Below are 17527 nucleotides of genomic sequence, written 5' to 3' on the forward strand. Positions count from 1 at the left end.
GGCGTTGACTTTTGGCACGCTGTTGAGTTCTCAAGGAACGGACGCTTCCTTCGTACTCACCCTCTCGGGCTTTCCTCCGGGCGCTTCCCTTCGGTCTTGCGTTTCCGACTCTATCAGATCTTTCCGATCCGATTTCCTCGGTGCTTTCCAGGTTCCCGCTCCGCTTTCGCTTCGCGTTTCCCTTTCCGGCGGTTCCGACTCTATCAGATCCTTTTCGGCCTGACCCCCAGTCAGCGGGGTTCGCCTTCCCGGCCGTTGGGCCGTTCCGACGTCTCACACCTTAGCGGATCCTCGTCGTGATTCCCAATCGGGCCCTTGGCGGATCCGGCCTGAGTCGACGAGTTCCATTCGAATTGAATTCGGGCACGCCGAAATCAACCCGGACGGGAGATCGTGCTGATGGTGTGAGTGCCGCAGATGCGGCGGAGGTGTTGCCGGAAACCGTCACGGCTCCGTGGCAACCCGAAGAACCTTACGGATCCGGCAGAGGCGTGTCAAGGATCCTCTGTCAAGATCTTTAGTCGAGGTCGCTGAGGCGTCCGCCGGCGTCCGGCTGGGCGTGCTCCACCCTGCGCAGCAGGCGGGTCAGGACCTCGCCGAGGACCGCGCGTTCCGCCGGGGTGAGGTCCTGGAGGAGGTCGCCCTCGAAGACGGTGGCGAGGCGCATGGCCTCCATCCACTTCTCCCGGCCTTCGGGCGTCAGCTCCACGATCACGCGGACCCTGTTGTTCTCGTCGCGCTCACGGGTGACCAGGCCCTCGCCGACCATACGGTCGATGCGGTGGGTCATGGCGGCCGGGGTGAGGCCGAGTCGCTTGGCGAGGTCGCTCGGGCCCAGACGGTAGGGCGCCCCGGACAGGACGAGGGCCTTGAGCACCTCCCACTCGGCGTTGCTGATGCCCAGCTCGGCGGTCTGGCGGCCGTACGCGACGTTCATCCTGCGGTTGAGGCGGGACAGCGCCGAGACGATCTTCTCGACCTGGGGGTCGAGGTCCTGGAACTCGCGCTGGTAGGCGGCGATCTGCTCTTCGAGTGTCGGCTCGCTGCCGATGCCGGGGGTGTCGCCCATGTCCGCAGTATCGCACGGACCACCTTGGCGTCGAAGTCCTTCCGGGTGTACTCTTTAGCTTCGAACTTTAGAGTCGAAGTCTTCAGGTCTAACTACTGATCGCTTCAAGGACTCCATGACCGTCCTTCTGTTTGAGAGAGGTGAACGTGACCAGGGCGATGGGCGCAGCGATGCGCCGGATCCACGTGGGCAACGCACTCAGCGCGTTCGGGCTCGGCTTCACCGTCCCCTACCTGTACGTCTATGTGGCGCAGGTGCGGGGTCTGGGGGCCATGACGGCGGGTCTCGTACTCGCCGTCTTCGCCGTGGCCGCGCTGATCGTGCTGCCGTTCGCCGGCCGGGCGATCGTGCGGCGCGGCCCGCTGCCGGTTCTGATCGCCGCCCTGGTCACAGCCGCCCTCGGGGCGCTGAGCCTCGGGCTGGCGGGCGGGGCGGCGGCCGTCCTGCTGTCGGCCGCGGCGCTGGGGGCCGGCCAGGCCGTCATGCAGCCCGCCCTGGCGACGATGATCGTGGACTGCTCGGAGACGGAGACGCGATCGCGGGCCTTCGCCATGCAGTTCTTCCTGCAGAACCTGGGGCTCGGTGTCGGCGGCCTCATAGGCGGGCACCTCGTCGACACCTCACGGGTCTCCTCCTTCACCCTGCTGTTCGCGATCGAGGCGGCGGTCTTCCTGCTGCTCGTCGCGCTGATGGCGACCGTGCGGATGCCGCGCGCCCCGCGCGTCGCGGGGCCCGGGACGGCGGCCGGGGCCGGCCGGAGCGGCCGGCGGCAGTTGCTCGCCAACCGGGCCATGGTGCAGCTGTGCGTCCTGGGCTTCGTGCTCTTCTTCGCGTGCTACGGCCAGTTCGAGTCGGGCCTGAGCGCGTACGGCGTGGAGGCCGCCGGGATCTCGACGTCGGCTCTGGGCACGGCGCTGGCGGCGAACACGCTGATGATCGTGGTGGCGCAGTTCGCCGTGCTGAAGTTGGTGGAGCGGCGGCGGCGCTCCCGGGTGATCGCGGCGGTCGGCGTGATCTGGGCGGTGGCCTGGGCCGCGGCGGCGTACGCGGGCCTCGGGCACGGCAGCCAGGCCATGGCGACGGCGGCGTTCGTGTCGACGTACGCCCTGTTCGGACTGGGTGAGGCGATGCTGTCGCCGACGCTGGCGCCGCTGGTGGCCGACCTGGCTCCGGAGGGGATGGCGGGGCAGTACAACTCGGCCTTCGCTCTGGTGAAGCAGCTCGCGCTGGCGGTCGGTCCGGCGGTGGGCGGTCCGCTGGCGGCGTCGCTGCCGGGGCCGTACGTGGTGACGTTCCTGCTGTTCTCGCTGGGGATCAGTGTGCTCGCGCTGCGGCTGGGGCGTGGGCTCAGCGCCGTGCAGGATCATCCCTGGGGTGCGCGCAGCCGCGTGGTGGCGCGGGGCGGGTCCGCTCACGAGCCGGTGACCGCCAAGGCGTGAGGGAGAGCGGGTGCGGGGCGGCCGTCGTCCTCGGGCGACGGCCGCTTCGTCGTACCGCTGCGCTGCGGCAGTTCCACGGCCGGGGTGCGGCTACGGCCGTCCTGCGGGCAGGGTGAACTCGCACCAGACGGCCTTTCCGCCGTCCGGGGTGCGGCGGGCGCCCCAGTGGGCGGCGATGGTGGCGACGATGGCGATGCCCCGGCCCGATTCGTCGGCGGGTTCGGCGCGGCGGCGTCTGGGCAGGTGGTCGTCGCCGTCGGTGACCTCGACGATGAGGCGGCGGTCGGTGCGGCGCAGGCGCAGGCGCATCGGGGGTGTGCCGTGCTGGAGGGAGTTGGCGACGAGTTCGCTGGCCGCGAGGACGCCCGCGTCGTGCAGTTCGGGCGGGAAGCGCCAGCTGGTGAGGACTCCCGAGGCGAAGGCACGCGCGCGGGGGGCGGCTTCCACGCCGCCGAGGAGTTCCAGGGCGGCGTTGCGGAAGAGTTCGCCCTCGGGGCCGGTGCGGGCGGGGTGCTGGAGGACGAGGACGGCCACGTCGTCGTCGTGGTCGGCCTGGACGCCGGCGGAGCGCACCAGGCGGTCGCAGACGACCTGGGGGGTGCCGGTGGCTCCGGCCAGGGCGCGTTCCAGGGCGGCGATGCCCTCGTCGAGGTCCTGGTCGCGGCGCTCGACCAGGCCGTCGGTGTAGAGGACCGCGGTGGATCCCGGGGTCAGGGGGACCGACCCGGAGGCGTGCATCCAGCCGCCGGTGCCCAGGGGCGGGCCGGTGGGTTCGTCGGCGCGGACGACGGTGCCGGTCTCGTCGCGGACCAGGATCGGCAGGTGCCCGGCGGAGGAGTACACGAGCCGGCCCTCGTTGGGGTCGTGCACGGCGTACACGCAGGTGGCGATCTGGTTGGCGTCGATCTCGGCGGCGAGGCCGTCGAGGAGCTGGAGGATCTCGTGGGGCGGGAGGTCCATGCGGGCGTAGGCGCGCACGGCGGTGCGGAGCTGGCCCATGACCGCGGCGGCGCGGACCCCGCGGCCCATGACGTCGCCGATGACGAGGGCGGTGCGTCCGCCGCCGAGGGTGATGACGTCGTACCAGTCGCCGCCGACGGCGGCTTCGGTGCCGCCGGGCTGGTAGGTGGCGGCGATGCGCAGGTCGTCGGGCTGTTCGAGGACCTGCGGGAGGAGGGAGCGCTGGAGGGTGACGGCGGTCTCGCGCTGGCGGCGTTCGCTGGCGCGCAGGCGGTCGGCGGCCTCGGCGTGGTCGGTGACGTCGGTGACGAAGACGAGGACGCCCGCGCGGCCCTGGCCGGCGGCCGGCTCGCCGCGCTCGGGCTCGGTGACCGGGGTGCAGGTGAAGGTGTAGGACCGGCCGTCGGGGGTCTTGCGGGACTTCAGGGTGCGGGGTCTGCCGCTGCGCAGCACCTGGTCGAGGAGGGGGAGCAGGCCCAGTTCGCGCAGTTCGGGCAGGGCGTCGCGGGCGGGTTCGCCGAGCGGGCGGGCGCCGAAGGCCGCGGTGTAGGCGTCGTTGAGGTAGGCGAGGCGGTGGTCGCCGCCGTGGACGAGGGCGACGAGGGCCGGGACGCGGTCGAGGACCTCGCGGGCGGGGAGTGCGTCGACGGCGGGCACGGGTGCCCTGCCGTCGGCCAGTTGTTCGACGCGGGCGGCGGGGACGGAGCCGTCGCCGCGCCGGTCCGCAGCGGTCGCGAGGTCGCTCCGCGCCGCGGCGCGGCGCTGCGTTCCGGGGATCGGGGGGAGCCGGGCGCTCCAGCGCGTGAAGTTCACGAATCCTTGCCTCGTGTCAGTCGTGTCGGGCCGGCTCCGGGCCCGGCCGGGGTGCGGGGCCGCGCGGTGGTGGCCGCGCCTTTCCCTCGGGTGCCGGGGTGCGGCACGGTGTCCGGGCGTCGTCCGCGGCCGGGGCGGGCGGCTGTCCGCCTCCGGTCGTGGACCAGTGTGGCAGTGCGGCCGCCGCGTACCGGCATCCGTGGGACGCCGGGGCGTCCGGCGGAGTTCCCCTCTCCGGTCAGGACGACCCTTTCGGGTTGATGTTCGGGTCGAGAGGATGCTTTCCACCGGCCGCGAGTTCGAACTCGGCGCGGGGATGTTCCAGCGAGCCGAGGGAGACGATCTCCCGTTTGAAGAGTCCGGCCAGGGCCCATTCCGCGAGGACCTTGGCCTTGCGGTTGAAGGTGGGGACCCTGCTGAGGTGGTAGGCACGGTGCATGAACCAGGCCGGGTAGCCCTTCAGTCTGCGTCCGTAGACCTGGGCGACGCCCTTGTGCAGTCCGAGGGAGGCGACGGAGCCGGCGTAGGCGTGCTCGTACGTCCGCAGGGGTTCGCCGCGCAGGGAGCGGGCCAGGTTGTCGCCGAGGACCTTGGCCTGGCGCACCGCGTGCTGGGCGTTGGGCGCGGTCTCCTTGCCGGGCTCGGCGGCGGTGAGGTCGGGGACGGCGGCCGCGTCTCCGGCGGCCCAGGCGTGCGCGACGCCGTCGACGGTCAGTGCGGCGGTGCACTTCAGGCGGCCGCGGCCGTCGAGCGGCAGGTCGGTGGCGGCCAGCAGGGGGTGCGGTTTGACGCCGGCGGTCCACACGACCGTGCGGGTGGGGAAGCGCTGGCCGTCGCTGAGGACCGCGACACGGCCGGCGCACGACTCCAGACGGGTGCGCAGGAGCACCTGGATGTTGCGGCGGCGCAGTTCGGTGACGGTGTAGACGCCCATCTCCTCACCGACCTCGGGCAGGATCCGGTCGGAGGCCTCGACGAGGATCCACTTCATGTCCTCGGGCCGGATGTTGTGGTAGTAGCGGGCGGCGTAGCGGGCCATGTCCTCCAGCTCGCCGAGCGCTTCCACCCCGGCGTAGCCGCCGCCGACGAAGACGAAGGTCAGGGCGGCGTCCCGGATCGCGGGGTCGCGGGTGGAGGAGGCGATGTCCATCTGTTCGATGACGTGGTTGCGCAGGCCGATGGCCTCCTCGACGGTCTTGAAGCCGATGCCGTGGTCGAGGAGGCCGGGGATGGGCAGGGTGCGCGAGACGGAGCCGGGCGCGAGGACGAGTTCGTCGTAGGTGAGGCGTTCGGTGCCGCCGCTCTCCTCGGTGGCGAGGGTGGTGAGGGTGGCGGTGCGGTGCGCGTGGTCGACGGCCTTGACCTCGCCTGCGATGACACGGCACCGGTCCAGGACGCGGCGCAGCGGTACGACGACGTGGCGCGGGGAGATCGCGCCGGCCGCCGCCTCGGGCAGGAACGGCTGGTACGTCATATAGGGATCGGGGGTGACGACGGTGATCTCCACCTCGCCGCGCCTCAGCTCCTGTTTCATCCGCCGCTGCAGGCGCAGGGCCGTGTACATCCCGACGTAGCCGCCGCCGACAACGAGAATGCGCGCACGTTCCTTCACCATCCCATGACGCACCCGTGACTCTCGTTTGTCCACAGCCCCGGCGATTTGTGTGACCGCCGGGCGGTGCGGGGCGGGATTGGCCGGATCGCCGGGGGCGGGGGCAGGCACGCAGGTCAGCGGGGGTGATCGGGGACCGGGGAAGGACCGTGGCGGGTACCTGGGGGGCTCGTACTCCGATCGGGGGGCGTTCCGTGCGGAACTGCCCCTTCTGAATTGACTCCCTCTCAACTATGTTCGTGTGTCGACGGGGTGTAGGGGATGTGGTCGAACGGGTCCGCGGGTCCCACCGGATCTCGCAGGGCGGGCTCGGTCGTGCGCGAACCCGTTGGGTGCACACCGCATTCAGTGGCGGGGAAAGTCTCCGGGGGGAGACGTCATCACCGGGGGATCAGCTATGCACATTCAGGACACTCATTGGTCCACCGCGTCCGCCGTCGCGTCCGGTGGCGGGGCGACGGGCACGGCGGCGGCCGGCGGGCGCGGGGAGGAGGCCCGGTCGGTGCGGACCACACCGCTGCGGGTGGACGCACAGCGCAACCTGGAGCACGTGCTGCGGGCGGCGCGCGAGGTCTTCGGCGAGCTGGGGTACGGCGCGCCGATGGAGGACGTGGCACGGCGCGCCCGGGTCGGGGTCGGCACGGTGTACCGGCGCTTCCCGAGCAAGGACGTCCTGGTGCGGCGGATAGCCGAGGAGGAGACGTCCCGGCTGACCGACCAGGCGCGGGCCGCGCTGGGCCAGGAGGACGAGCCGTGGTCGGCGCTGTCCCGCTTCCTGCGGACGTCGGTGGCGTCCGGCGCCGGACGGCTGCTGCCGCCGCAGGTGCTGCGGGTGGGGGTCGCCGAGGAGCAGGACGGGGCCGGGGCGGACGGCAGGCGGGTGCCGCAGCAGCGGACCGAGCCGGGCGCCGGTGAGCTGCGGCTGGTGCCCGACCAGGCTTCCGCGCCCGCACCGGAGGTGGTGGACGACACCGGGGCGGCGGAGCTGCTGGAGGTCGTGGGCCGGCTCGTGGAGCGGGCCCGGGCGGCGGGCGAACTGCGGGCCGACGTGTCGGTGTCGGACGTCCTGCTCGTCATCGCCACGGCGGCGCCCTCGCTCCCGGACCCGGCGCAGCAGGCGGCGGCCTCGGCGCGACTGCTGGACATCCTGCTGGAGGGGTTGCGCTCGCGGCCCGCGTGAGCCGGGGCGCGCGCGCCGGGGCGATTCCGTGGAGCATGCCCCGTACGGGTGACGCCGATTCCCCGGGGCGGCAAGTCCCCACGGACGGGTGGAGGATCCTTTCCGCGGAGTCCTGGCGGGGAACCGTTGTGGCACGCTGACCCGGTGATCGGGTCGGCTGAGCTGGCGGCGGGGGCTATCGGCGATGGGCGTTGACGGACGTGGTGAGTCGGTCGGTGACGAGGGGGCGGGCACCGGGGGGCCGCGGCCGCCCCAGGTACCGAGCCGGGGCGGACCGGCCGACGTCCCGGACGATGACGTCCCGTGCGCCGGCGGCCCGTGCGCCGGCGGCCCGTGCGAGGACGTTCGGTGCGACGAGGGCCGGGGTGGTGGGGCCCGGTGTGACGAGGCTCGGGACGGTGAAGGTCGGCGCGGGGAGGCCCCGTTCGACGGACTCCCGCACGACGGGGTTCTGACCGACAGGTCACCGGCCGACGGCGTTCTGAGCGAGGGCGTTCTGGCCGAGGACGAACCGGTGGACGACAATCCCCACACGGACGGACCAGCCGAGGACCAACCGACGGACCACAGACCCCGCGCGGGTGAACCGGCCGGGCTGCGGGCTGTGGGGAGCGGGGCGGTGGGGCTGTGGGAGGGCGCGGCCGGGGTGCCGGCGCAGCGCGAGTGGCGTGAGGACAGCGTGCTTCCGCCGCCGCGGGAGGTGCCGCCGTCCGACGCCGACCTGATCGCCCGGATGCGCGCGGGGGACGACACGGCGTACGAGGACCTGTACCGGCGTCACGCCGATGCCGTACGCCGCTACGCCCGCACCTGCTGCCGGGACGCCGACACCGCCGACGACCTCACCGCCGAGGTGTTCGCCGCGATGCTCCAGGCCGTGCGCGGCGGCTCCGGGCCCGAACACGCCGTACGCGCCTACCTGCTCACCAGTGTCCGGCGGGTCGCCGCGCGCTGGACGAGGACGGCCCGGCGCGAGCAGCTGGTGGACGACTTCGCCGTCTTCGCGGCGCAGGCGGCCCGCACCCCGGAGGCGTCCGGCGACACGGCCACCCTCGGCTCCTTCGGGGCGGGCCTGGACCTGGGCGCGGACGTACGGGCGATGCGGGAGGCCGAGCAGTCGATGGCCATGCGGGCCTTCCGCTCGCTGCCCGAACGGTGGCAGGCCGTGCTGTGGCACACCGAGGTCGAGGACGAGTCGCCGAGCGAGGTCGCCACGCTCTTCGGCCTGGACGCCAACGGCACCCGGGTCCTGGCCAGCCGGGCCCGCGAGGGTCTGAAGCAGGCCTATCTCCAGGCCCATGTGAGCCCGGCCCTGACCGACGACGAGGAGTGTGCCCGCTACGCCGACCAGCTCGGCGGCTACGCCCGGCGCAAGCTGCGCACCCGTGCCGAACGGGGGCTGCGCAAGCATCTGGAGGAGTGTGCGCGGTGCCGGCTGGCGGCCGTGCAGATCGAGGAGGTCGCGAGCGGTATCCCCGCCGTCGTCCCGGTCGCCGTCATCGGCTGGTTCGGCGCCGCCGGGTACGCCAAGGCGCTCGGTCTCCTGGCGGGCGGCGCCGGAGCGGCGGGCGCGGCGGGGGCGGCCGCGGCCGCCGGGGGTGCGGGAGGCGCGTCGGCCGGTGCGGCCGGGGGCGGCTCCGCCGGAAGCGCGGGTGCCACGGGGGGCGCGGCGGCCTCCGAGGGACTCGGCGCGCCGGTGAAGGCCGGCATCGCGGCCGGGGTCGTCGCCGTGGCCGCCGCGGCGCTCGCCTTCGCCCTGACGGGGCAGGACGCCCCGGCCGGGAAGCCCGCGGCGGCCCCACCGCCGGCCCCGGTCGTCGAACCGCAGCCGCCGGCGCCCGCACCACCGCGGCCGGCGCCCCGCCCCGCACCCGGCCGGAAGCCGCCGGTGCGGGCCGCCGCGGCCCGTCCCGTCCACCGGCCGTCCCCCGCTCCCACGCCCACCCGGGCGCCCGAGCCGTCACCGCGGCCCACCCCGGAACCCACCCCGGCGCCGACTCCGCCACCGGCCCCGAAGCCCACGCCGACCCCGTCGCCCGCGCCGTCCGTCTACCGGTGGAGCGAGCTGGACTACGACCTCACCGGCGACGGCACCGGCCCGGAGATGCGGATCGGCCGGAGCAGCTGGGTGTGGCAGCGCGACAGTGTGTCGATCGCGGGCAAGCGGTACCCGCACGGGGTGAGCGTCCACGGCGAGTCCTCGGTCACCGTCGACCTCAACCGCACGTGCTCCGCCTACGACGCGGTGGCCGGGGTCGACGACCTGGCGGCCGGGCTGGGCGAGGTCACCTTCTCCGTGTACGCGGACGGGGTCCGGCTGTGGCACTCCGGCACGGTCGCCGGCGGGGAGGCCGCCGTCCCGGTCCATGTGGGTCTCGCCGGACGCCGGACCGTGCAGCTGGTCGTCCGGCCGCGCAGCGCCTTCGACGCGGTCACCCTCGCGGACTGGGCCGAGTCACGGTTCACCTGCGGGTAGCGGGCTCGCCCGTGGGGAGCCGGTACACCCTGGGGAGGCGGTTCACCCGCGAGGAGCCGGGTGGTCCCGGACGGCCCGGTCGAGTTCGGCGAGGACGCCGTCCGCGGTGAGCGAGGCGCCCCGGGCGCGCTCCGCGGCCAGCCGGCCGGCGGGCAGGGCCGCGCGGGCGGCGGCCTCGGCGCGCTCCGCCGCCGCGCCCTCGGGCAGCGGACGGGGACGGCCGTCGCACCAGTGGTCCGCGGCGGCGAGCAGCCGCATCGCGCACGCCACCTCGCCGAGCCGGGTGAGCACGTCGGCCGCGCTGTACACGAGGGCGGCCGTCACCACCTCCGAACAGCGATGCCCGACGGCCGTGCGCAGTGCCTCCGTCAGCAGCGGAAGCCCGTGCCGCGGGCCGTGCTCGTCCGCCGTGACGAGGGCGTCCATCGCGTTCAGCAGGGCCTCGAACTGCGGGGGCGGACTGCCTCGCCGGCTCTCCTCGCGTGCCCCGTCGCACAGGACCCGCGCGGCGGCCACGTCCCCGTCGTCCAGGGCGAGATGGGCGCGCAGGAGCAGGACGAAGGCCTGGGAGTCCGCGACCCGGTACTGCTCGGACGCCTCGCCCGCCTCGTCCAGGGCTTTCAGGGCACCGGCCCGGTCACCCGAGCGGTAGGCGATCTCGGCGAGCCGGGCGACCAGGAACGGTGTCTCGGCGTAGGCGCCCACCTCGTGGGCGAGCCGCAGCGCCTCCTCGTACTCGGCGTGTGCCTCCCGCAGCCGGCCGCGGGCCATGGCCGCCTCCCCGGCCGCGCTGCACACCTGCGCCCGCATCCAGCGGTCGCCCACGCTGCGGCTGATCCGCCGCAGCTGCGCCAGGTCTTCGTCGACGCCGCGCAGGTTGCCGGGCGAGTCGACGACCATGTGCGTACGGAACATCAGGGCGACGCCGACCTCCCAGTCACCGCCGTACGCCCGGCAGTTGGCGACGGCCATGTCCATGGCGGGGCGGATGTCGTCGGCGCTGCTGTACAGGTAGGTGGTCAGCGGCCAGATGAGTCCCGGCATCCGGGCCGCTCGGGGTCCGCCGCCCTCGAAGGAGGCGCGGACCAGGGAGACGTAGCGCAGGGTCCGCTCGTCACGTGCCACGTCCCCCGGCTCGGTCTCCGAGGTCAGGAACAGGTGCATCATCCGCAGGTCCATGCGCAGTTCGTGCCGCGGATGGTTCACCTCCCCGTCCGGGGCGGCCAGGAGGGCGTCGACGGGGTCGAAGCCGTCGGCCACGGGCGGGGGGACGGCGCCGTCGGTCCGCCCGCCCTCGCCCGCCCGGCGGGCGGCGGCGTCGAGGGCGGCGCCCAGGCACAGCACGCGGCGGAACCACTGCATGGCCTCGCGGCGGTAGTTGCGCAGCCACCAGAACCAGCCCATGCCGAGGGCGAGTTCGCCCGCCCGCTGCTCGTCCCCGGCGGCGAGCGCGCGGTCCAGGGCCGCCCTGATGTTGTCCAGCTCGGTCTCCAGCCGGGCGATCCAGGGCAGTTGCCGGGCCGAGCGCAGCTGCGGCTCGGCCTCCTGGACCAGGGCGTGCGCCCACGCGCCGTGCCGCCGCTCGGCGGCCGCACGCAGGCCGGGCACCTCCGCGGCGCGCTCGGTGGCGTACTCGTGGATGGTCTCCAGCATCCGGTACCGCATGCCGCCGTCGGCGGCCGGGGCGGCGACGACAAGGGACTTGTCGACGAGCGCGCCGACGAGGTCGGCGGCGGGGCCGCCGCACACCGCCTCGGCGGCGGCGAGGTCCCAGCCGCCCGCGAAGACGGACGCCTCGCGCAGCATGGTCCGCTCCCCCTCGTCGAGCAGGTCCCACGACCAGTCGACGACGGCCCGCAGCGTCTGCTGGCGGGGCAGGGCGGTGCGGCTGCCCGCGGTGAGCAGCCGGAAGCGGTCGTCGAGCCGGTCGGCGATCTGCCGGGGGGTGAGCATCCGCAGCCGGGCGGCGGCCAGCTCGATGGCCAGGGGCAGGCCGTCGAGGCGGCGGCAGATCTCGGCGACGGCCTCCTCGTCGCCGAGCACCTCGGCCGCGTCGGGGCGGGCGGCGGCGGCACGCTCGGCGAAGAGGCGGTGCGCCTGGTCGGGGACCAGGGGCTCGACCGGGCGCACCAGCTCGCCCGGCACGCCCAGCGGTTCCCGGCTGGTGGCGAGGACCGTGAGTCCGGGACAGCGGGTGAGCAGGACTTCGACGAGGCGGGCGGTCTCGTCGATGAGGTGTTCGCAGTTGTCGAGGATCAGGAGTTCGCTGCGGGGTGCGCAGTACTCGACGAGCAGGGCCACCGGGTCGCTCTGCGGGGTGACCAGCTCGTTGGTCATCAGGACGGTCTCGCGCAGGCCGAGGGCGCTGACCACCGCGCCCGGCACCGCCTCGGGGCGGTCCAGCGGCGCCAGCTCGACCAGCCAGGCCTGGGGAAGCCCGGCGGCGGCTTCCTCGGCGAGGCGGGTCTTGCCGGAGCCGCCCGGTCCGGTGAGGGTGACGAGGCGGGCCCTGTGCAGATCGGAACGGATGGCGGCGAGTTCGGGTTCCCGGCCCACGAAAGAGGTGAGCCGCGGACGGAGGTTGCCGGTCCGTCCGGGCGGGCGGTGGGCGTGGGGCGGGGCCGGCCGCGTGTCTGGGGGCGGCGCCTGGGCCGGGATCGGGGGCGGGTCCTGAAACGGTTCTGCCGCCGGGCCGGGGGAGGCGGTCGCCGGGGTGAGCAGGTCGGCGTGCAGGGCGCGCAGTTCGGGCCCCGGGTCGGTGCCCAGGCCGTCGGCGAGGGCGCGGCGGACCCGCTCGTAGGCGGCGAGGGCGTCGGCGCCGCGGCCGCTGTCGCGCAGGGCGCGGACGAGAAGGGCGTGCAGTGTCTCGTCGTACGGGTGTGCGGTGGTCAGTTCCGTGAGTTCCGGGACGACGTCCACGGCGCGGCCCAGGCGCAGCCGCGCGTCCGCGCGGGCCCGCAGCGCCTCCAGGCGCAGGCTCTCCGGGCGGGCGGCGGCCGTCCGGTCGGGCAGGTCGGCCAGAGCGGGACCGTGCCACAGGGCGAGGGCCTCGTCCAGGTGGCGGTCCGCGGCGCAGGCGTCGTCACGGGCGAGGGCGGCGGTGCCCTGCCGTACGAGCCGTTCGAAGGCGAAGAGGTCGACGTCCTCCGGTGCCACGGCGAGCCGGTAGCCGCCCGGCTCGGAGCGGACGGCGTCCTTGCCGAGGGCGCGGCGCAGGCGGCCCACCAGGGCCTGGAGCGCGGCGGGGGCGTTCTGCGGCGGGGCATCACCCCACACCTCGTCGATCAGGACGTCCGGGCCGGCGATCCGGCCGGGACGCAGGGCGAGGGCGGTGAGCAGGGCCCGCAGCCGGGGACCGCCCACGGGTACGGCGACACCCCGGCCGTCCTCCGCCCGGGTGACACCGAGAATTCTGTACTGCACCGGACCATTGTCGCCGGGGGCGGGAAGTGGGGCACCGGGATTGTCCCCGGGCGGCCCCGGCACGGCCGGCCGCGCTCGGCGGCTGCGCGCCCGGTACCACCGGCCGCCCGCCGAGCCCGTCCGAGCCCCGGCCCCCCGCTACCGCTCCACCCCGGCACGCTCCCGCACCTCACACCCGGGCCACCGCACTGCCCCTGCGCGCACCCGCACGACGCACCAAGGTCACCGCACCGTCCCTGCGCGCGCCCACACGGGGCGCCCGGCGGGCCCAGGCGACGATCCGGGTCAGCTCCTCCCCTGCGCGCGCCCGCGCGGGGCGCCCGGGCTCCGCACCGGGACGGTCGCCGTCTCACGCCCCGGACGCCAGTGCTCCGCGCTGGGGGGCGATGCCTCCCGGTACCGCGCGCGAGCGGGCGGGGGTGCCCGTCCAGCAGGTGCCGCGGCGGGCCAGCAGGCGGCGCAGCCACATCTCCAGGGAGACCAGGTCCGCGAGGCCGTCCAGGGGCAGCGGTTCGCCCTGGGCCGCCGCGCGCAGGGCCTTGCGGACCACCCGCGCCTCCACCAGGCCCGCCTCGGCGAGCAGGGGGGTGGCGAACAGGGCCATCAGGTCGTCGACGGCCACGCGCAGACCCGCGCGCGCGGCGGACGCCGCGGGGGCGTGCGAGGGCGCGCCCCAGCCGGGGGGCAGCTCGCCCACTCCGGCGCCCTCGAGGACGGTGCGCAGGATGGCCGCGCGGGCTCCCGGCCGCACGCGCAGCGCCTCGGGCAGCGCCCGGCAGGCCCGTACGACCTGGTTGTCGAGGAAGGGGGTGTGCAGCCGCTGGGAGCGGATCTCCGCGGCCTGCTCCAGGACGCGCAGGTCCGCGGCGTGCCGGGCGAGGGCGGCACGCGCGCGGTAGTCGCCCGGCCGCTGCCCGGGGCCGACCCCCGAGCGGTTCGTCGCACTCTGGAGGCGAACCGATACTTCAGCCAGGGCCTCACCGGTCAGCCAGCGGGCCGCGGGGCCGGGTCTGGCCCAGGTGAGCGCGGCCAGGGAGGCGCCCACCGCGCCGCCCGGCTCCTCGAACCGGCGCTGGAGCAGCCGCTCGGCCAGCTCCTCGAGACCGGCCCGGTACGGCGTCCGGGCGAGCCGCCGCGCCGCGCTGTACACGCGCGCGGGGACCGTCACCGACCCGTCGGCCCTGGCGAGCGCGGCGACCGGCCGGACCAGGTGGCGCCGTTGGCGGTCCATCAGGAGGTCGGCCAGGCGGGCGGGGTGCGCGTCCAGGACCTGGCGGGCGCCGTGGCCGGTGAAGTGGTCCGCGCTGCCCGACGCGAGGCGGGCCCGGTGCCGTGCCGCGGTCACCAGCGAGGGGCCGGGCTCGTCGGTCAGCGGGCCCTCCAGGTCGGCGTAGGGCAGTACCTCGTCACCGCCGGCCACCACCACGTGGTGCAGGCGGGGGTTGGCCGCGAGGGTCCCGGCCCGCTCCAGTTCGGCCTCGCGCCCGCCGACGGCGAGGTCGTTGAAGGTGACGGCCAGCAGGCGCTCGCCGGCGCCGGTGCCGTGGCCCAGGAGGGTGCCGGGGTTGCCGGGCAGGCCCGCCGCCAGCAGGGCGAGGGTGCCCGAGGCGGGTCCGCCGGACAGGTCGGCGCCGATGCCGGGCACCGGCATGCCGCGGGCCGCGCGGCGCTCGGCGGGGCCCATGCCCGGGACCGGGCCGGGGTCGATCTCCGGTACGTGCCGGGGCGCGGAGAGGCGGGCGCGGACGGCCTCGACCAGGGCGTCCCGTACGGCGCCGACCGCGCTGTCGGGGTCCGCCGGGGGCGCGGCCACGGCGAGGGAGGCGACCGGCTCGTAGCCCGCGACCTCGCGCGCCCCGGCGCGCAGGATCAGCGCGTGCCCCGGCGGAATGCGCCGTACGGCCTCGTACGGCGTGGAGTCGTCCAGCGCGGCGGGGACGTCGGGGGCGGCGAGCAGGGCGGCGAGGTGCCCGAAGTCGAGGTTGGCCTCGACGAGGTCGGCCAGCGGCAGCGCGGCCGTCGCGTACGCCGTGCCGCCCGCCCAGGGCGTGTGGAACACCGGGCGGGCGCCGGCGAGGTCGCCGCAGACGGTGAGGCGGCGGCCCACCTGGACGACGGCGGTGTAGCTGCCCGGCCAGGCGGTCAGGTGCCGCAGTGCGCCCCCGCGCGCGGCCAGCAGGCCGACCCGCAGCTGTTCGTCGGAGGCTCCGCAGGTGCCGAGCACCGCGATCCGCGTCTGGGCGTCGGCCCGTACCAGCCGGACCTCGTCGGGCCGCCAGTCACCCACCGCCCACAGCGGGTCCGGGTCGCCCCACAGGAGCTGTGAGCCCACCGGCTGCACGGTCTCGCCGTCGTACCCGGTGGCACCCGCCGCACCGATCCCTGCGGTGCCCGCGGCGGCGCTGCTCCATCCCACCAACCACCGCATCGACGCCTCCACGGACCCGGGACCGCACGAACCGGGTCCCATGCTGCCACGAAGGCGGCGCACCGGAGGGGAGGCGGAGCCGCCTTCGGTGCACCGTGCGCGCCCTCGCGCGCCTGCCCGCCCGATGGCCAACGCCCGTACGGGGCAGGGACACTGCGACCTGAATGCGCCCCCTGATGCGCTCCCCGCGATACCCCATGCGCCCTCAACTGCCGTGGTGGGGACGGAAATTCACGGCAGGAGGCAGGGGCGCCTTTCGGCCAAATCGGCGCGCCGGAGACGGACGTGCACACGCTCCGTACACGCTCTGCGCAGGGCGCGGACAACGCGCGGTCCGGGAGGCACGGTTGGCCTCCCGGACCCTTCCGCCGCCCGCGGGGATGAAGGCGGCGGTGTCCCCCAGCCCACTGGATCCAGTACAGCGGGCCGACCCACGCACCGCCCATGGAACCGCTCCCGGGATGGCCGGAGAAGAGCGCACGGGCGGGCGCACGACCACACACAGGGGGCACGTCGCCACCGTGCGTGCAGGGCCCGTACGGCCGTGCGGGCCACAATCCCGCCAACCGGAAGAATGCCCCTTAACGCTTGGGATGCGGCGAACTACGCTGGGTTTACGAATGCCGCGTGGTTATGCCAGCGCGGCAGCCGTCTGTGTCGAGGGGTGGCGCATGTCCAGGGAGCAACGCGGGCCGAACGAGAAACTCGGCGCCGTTCTCGCCCTCGCGGGAATCAGCAACGCAGGACTCGCGCGGCGCGTCAACGACCTCGGCGCCCAACGCGGGTTGACCCTCCGCTACGACAAGACCTCCGTGGCGCGCTGGGTCTCCAAGGGGATGGTGCCGCAGGGTGCGGCGCCGCACCTCATCGCGGCCGCCATCGGCCAGAAGCTCGGCCGCCCGGTGCCGCTGCACGAGATCGGCCTGGCGGACGCGGACCCCGCGCCCGAGGTGGGCCTCGCCTTCCCCAGGGACGTCGACCAGGCCGTGCGCGCGGCCACGGAGCTGTACCGCCTCGACCTCGCCGGCCGCCGGGCCGGCTCCGGCGGCATCTGGCAGTCGCTGGCCGGATCGTTCGCCGTGACCGCGTACGCGACACCCGCCTCCCGGTGGCTGATAACCCCGGCCGACAGCTCGGTGGCGCGCGAGGCGGGCGGGGCGGAGGGCTCGGGCGCACCGGTCAAAGTCGGCCACAGCGACGTGCGGAAACTGCGGGAGGCCGCCGAGGACGCCAGGCGCTGGGACTCCAAGTACGGAGGCGGCGACTGGCGTTCGTCCATGGTGCCCGAGTGCTTACGCGTGGAGGCCGCGCCGCTCCTGCTCGGGTCGTACTCCGACGAGGTCGGCCGTGCGCTGTTCGGCGCCTCGGCCGAACTGACGCGGCTGGCCGGCTGGATGGCGTTCGACACCGGCCAGCAGGAGGCCGCCCAGCGGTACTACATCCAGGCGCTGCGCCTCGCGCGCGCGGCGGCCGACGTGCCCCTGGGGGGATACGTCCTGGCGTCGATGTCCCTGCAGGCCACCTACCGGGGCTTCGGCGACGAGGGCGTCGATCTCGCGCAGGCCGCCCTGGAACGCAACCGCGGCCTGGCCACGGCCCGCACCATGAGCTTCTTCCACCTGGTCGAGGCACGTGCCCACGCGCGCGCGGGCGACGCCCAGGCGGCGGGCGCCGCCCTGAAGGCCGCCGAGGGCTGGCTGGAGCGGTCCCGGGAGGGCGACAACGACCCGACCTGGCTCGGTTTCTACGGCTACGACCGGTTCGCCGCCGACGCCGCCGAGTGCTACCGCGATCTGAAGGCGCCCCGCCAGGTCCGGCGCTTCACCGAACAGGCGCTGTCGAAACCGACGGAGGAGTTCGTGCGCTCGCACGGCCTGAGACTGGTGGTCTCGGCGGTCGCCGAACTGGAGTCGGGCAACCTCGACGCGGCCTGCGAGCAGGGGGTGCGGGCGGTGGAGGTCGCCGGACGCATCTCCTCCGCGCGGACCACCGAGTACGTCCGGGACCTCCTGCACCGGCTGGAGCCCTACAGCGACGAACCGCGGGTGGTCGAGCTGCGCGAGCGGGCCAGACCGCTGCTGATGACCACGGCCTGAGCGGGACACCGAGGGGCCCCGGTCCGGGCGG

The 17527-nt window shown here is 75.0% G+C and carries 9 protein-coding genes; 4 read left to right on the forward strand and 5 right to left on the reverse strand.

All coding sequences use genetic code 11. The features are described from left to right. Window positions 1–517: 517 nt before the first annotated feature. On the reverse strand, window positions 518–1069 hold the full coding sequence (locus ABZ719_RS25505) for a MarR family transcriptional regulator (protein ID WP_037864485.1): 552 nt from the start codon (window positions 1067–1069) through the stop codon (window positions 518–520). Between the two features lie 170 nt (window positions 1070–1239). Between ABZ719_RS25505 and ABZ719_RS25510 the strand changes: the two genes are divergently transcribed. Continuing rightward, window positions 1240–2508 carry an MFS transporter gene (locus tag ABZ719_RS25510; RefSeq protein WP_366727553.1) on the forward strand — a complete coding sequence of 423 codons (1269 nt, stop codon included), beginning with the start codon at window positions 1240–1242 and terminating at the stop codon, window positions 2506–2508. Between the two features lie 90 nt (window positions 2509–2598). Here the strand turns inward: ABZ719_RS25510 and ABZ719_RS25515 are convergent, their stop codons facing one another. Both ABZ719_RS25515 and ABZ719_RS25520 read right to left on the reverse strand, forming a co-directional pair. Beyond that, the gene (locus tag ABZ719_RS25515; RefSeq protein WP_366727500.1) at window positions 2599–4281 is read right to left on the reverse strand and encodes a SpoIIE family protein phosphatase; all 1683 of its coding nucleotides are present in this window, start codon (window positions 4279–4281) and stop codon (window positions 2599–2601) included. 238 nt (window positions 4282–4519) lie between these two features. Next, window positions 4520–5896, reverse strand: coding sequence for an NAD(P)/FAD-dependent oxidoreductase (locus ABZ719_RS25520; RefSeq protein ID WP_366727501.1), 1377 nt, complete (start codon window positions 5894–5896; stop codon window positions 4520–4522). A gap of 394 nt (window positions 5897–6290) precedes the next feature. Between ABZ719_RS25520 and ABZ719_RS25525 the strand changes: the two genes are divergently transcribed. Further along, complete coding sequence (locus tag ABZ719_RS25525) at window positions 6291–7073, forward strand: helix-turn-helix domain-containing protein (protein WP_366727502.1); 783 nt, start codon at window positions 6291–6293, stop codon at window positions 7071–7073. 184 nt (window positions 7074–7257) lie between these two features. Beyond that, window positions 7258–9549: a sigma-70 family RNA polymerase sigma factor gene (locus ABZ719_RS25530; RefSeq protein WP_366727503.1), complete on the forward strand. Its 2292-nt coding sequence runs from the start codon at window positions 7258–7260 to the stop codon at window positions 9547–9549. 42 nt (window positions 9550–9591) lie between these two features. On the opposite strand, the gene ABZ719_RS25535 is transcribed toward ABZ719_RS25530, so the two are convergent. Next, window positions 9592–12972: a BTAD domain-containing putative transcriptional regulator gene (locus ABZ719_RS25535; RefSeq protein ID WP_366727504.1), complete on the reverse strand. Its 3381-nt coding sequence runs from the start codon at window positions 12970–12972 to the stop codon at window positions 9592–9594. Window positions 12973–13321: 349 nt separating this feature from the next. Beyond that, window positions 13322–15400 (reverse strand): asparagine synthase-related protein, encoded by a 2079-nt coding sequence (locus ABZ719_RS25540; protein ID WP_366727505.1) that lies wholly within the window; start codon window positions 15398–15400, stop codon window positions 13322–13324. A gap of 671 nt (window positions 15401–16071) precedes the next feature. Between ABZ719_RS25540 and ABZ719_RS25545 the strand changes: the two genes are divergently transcribed. Continuing rightward, window positions 16072–17496 (forward strand): MFS transporter, encoded by a 1425-nt coding sequence (locus tag ABZ719_RS25545; RefSeq protein ID WP_366727506.1) that lies wholly within the window; start codon window positions 16072–16074, stop codon window positions 17494–17496. The last annotated feature ends 31 nt before the right edge of the window (window positions 17497–17527 follow it).

Source organism: Streptomyces sp. NPDC006743 (assembly GCF_040703815.1).
Taxonomy (GTDB): domain Bacteria; phylum Actinomycetota; class Actinomycetes; order Streptomycetales; family Streptomycetaceae; genus Streptomyces.

Bases quoted from the DNA above. Each gene is read 5' to 3' on its own strand.
- ABZ719_RS25505 (WP_037864485.1), bottom strand. From the start codon at position 1,069: ATGGGCGACACCCCCGGCATCGGCAGCGAGCCGACACTCGAAGAGCAG.
- ABZ719_RS25510 (WP_366727553.1), top strand. From the start codon at position 1,240: ATGCGCCGGATCCACGTGGGCAACGCACTCAGCGCGTTCGGGCTCGGC.
- ABZ719_RS25520 (WP_366727501.1), bottom strand. From the start codon at position 5,896: ATGGTGAAGGAACGTGCGCGCATTCTCGTTGTCGGCGGCGGCTACGTC.
- ABZ719_RS25525 (WP_366727502.1), top strand. From the start codon at position 6,291: ATGCACATTCAGGACACTCATTGGTCCACCGCGTCCGCCGTCGCGTCC.
- ABZ719_RS25530 (WP_366727503.1), top strand. From the start codon at position 7,258: ATGGGCGTTGACGGACGTGGTGAGTCGGTCGGTGACGAGGGGGCGGGC.
- ABZ719_RS25540 (WP_366727505.1), bottom strand. From the start codon at position 15,400: ATGCGGTGGTTGGTGGGATGGAGCAGCGCCGCCGCGGGCACCGCAGGG.
- ABZ719_RS25545 (WP_366727506.1), top strand. From the start codon at position 16,072: ATGTCCAGGGAGCAACGCGGGCCGAACGAGAAACTCGGCGCCGTTCTC.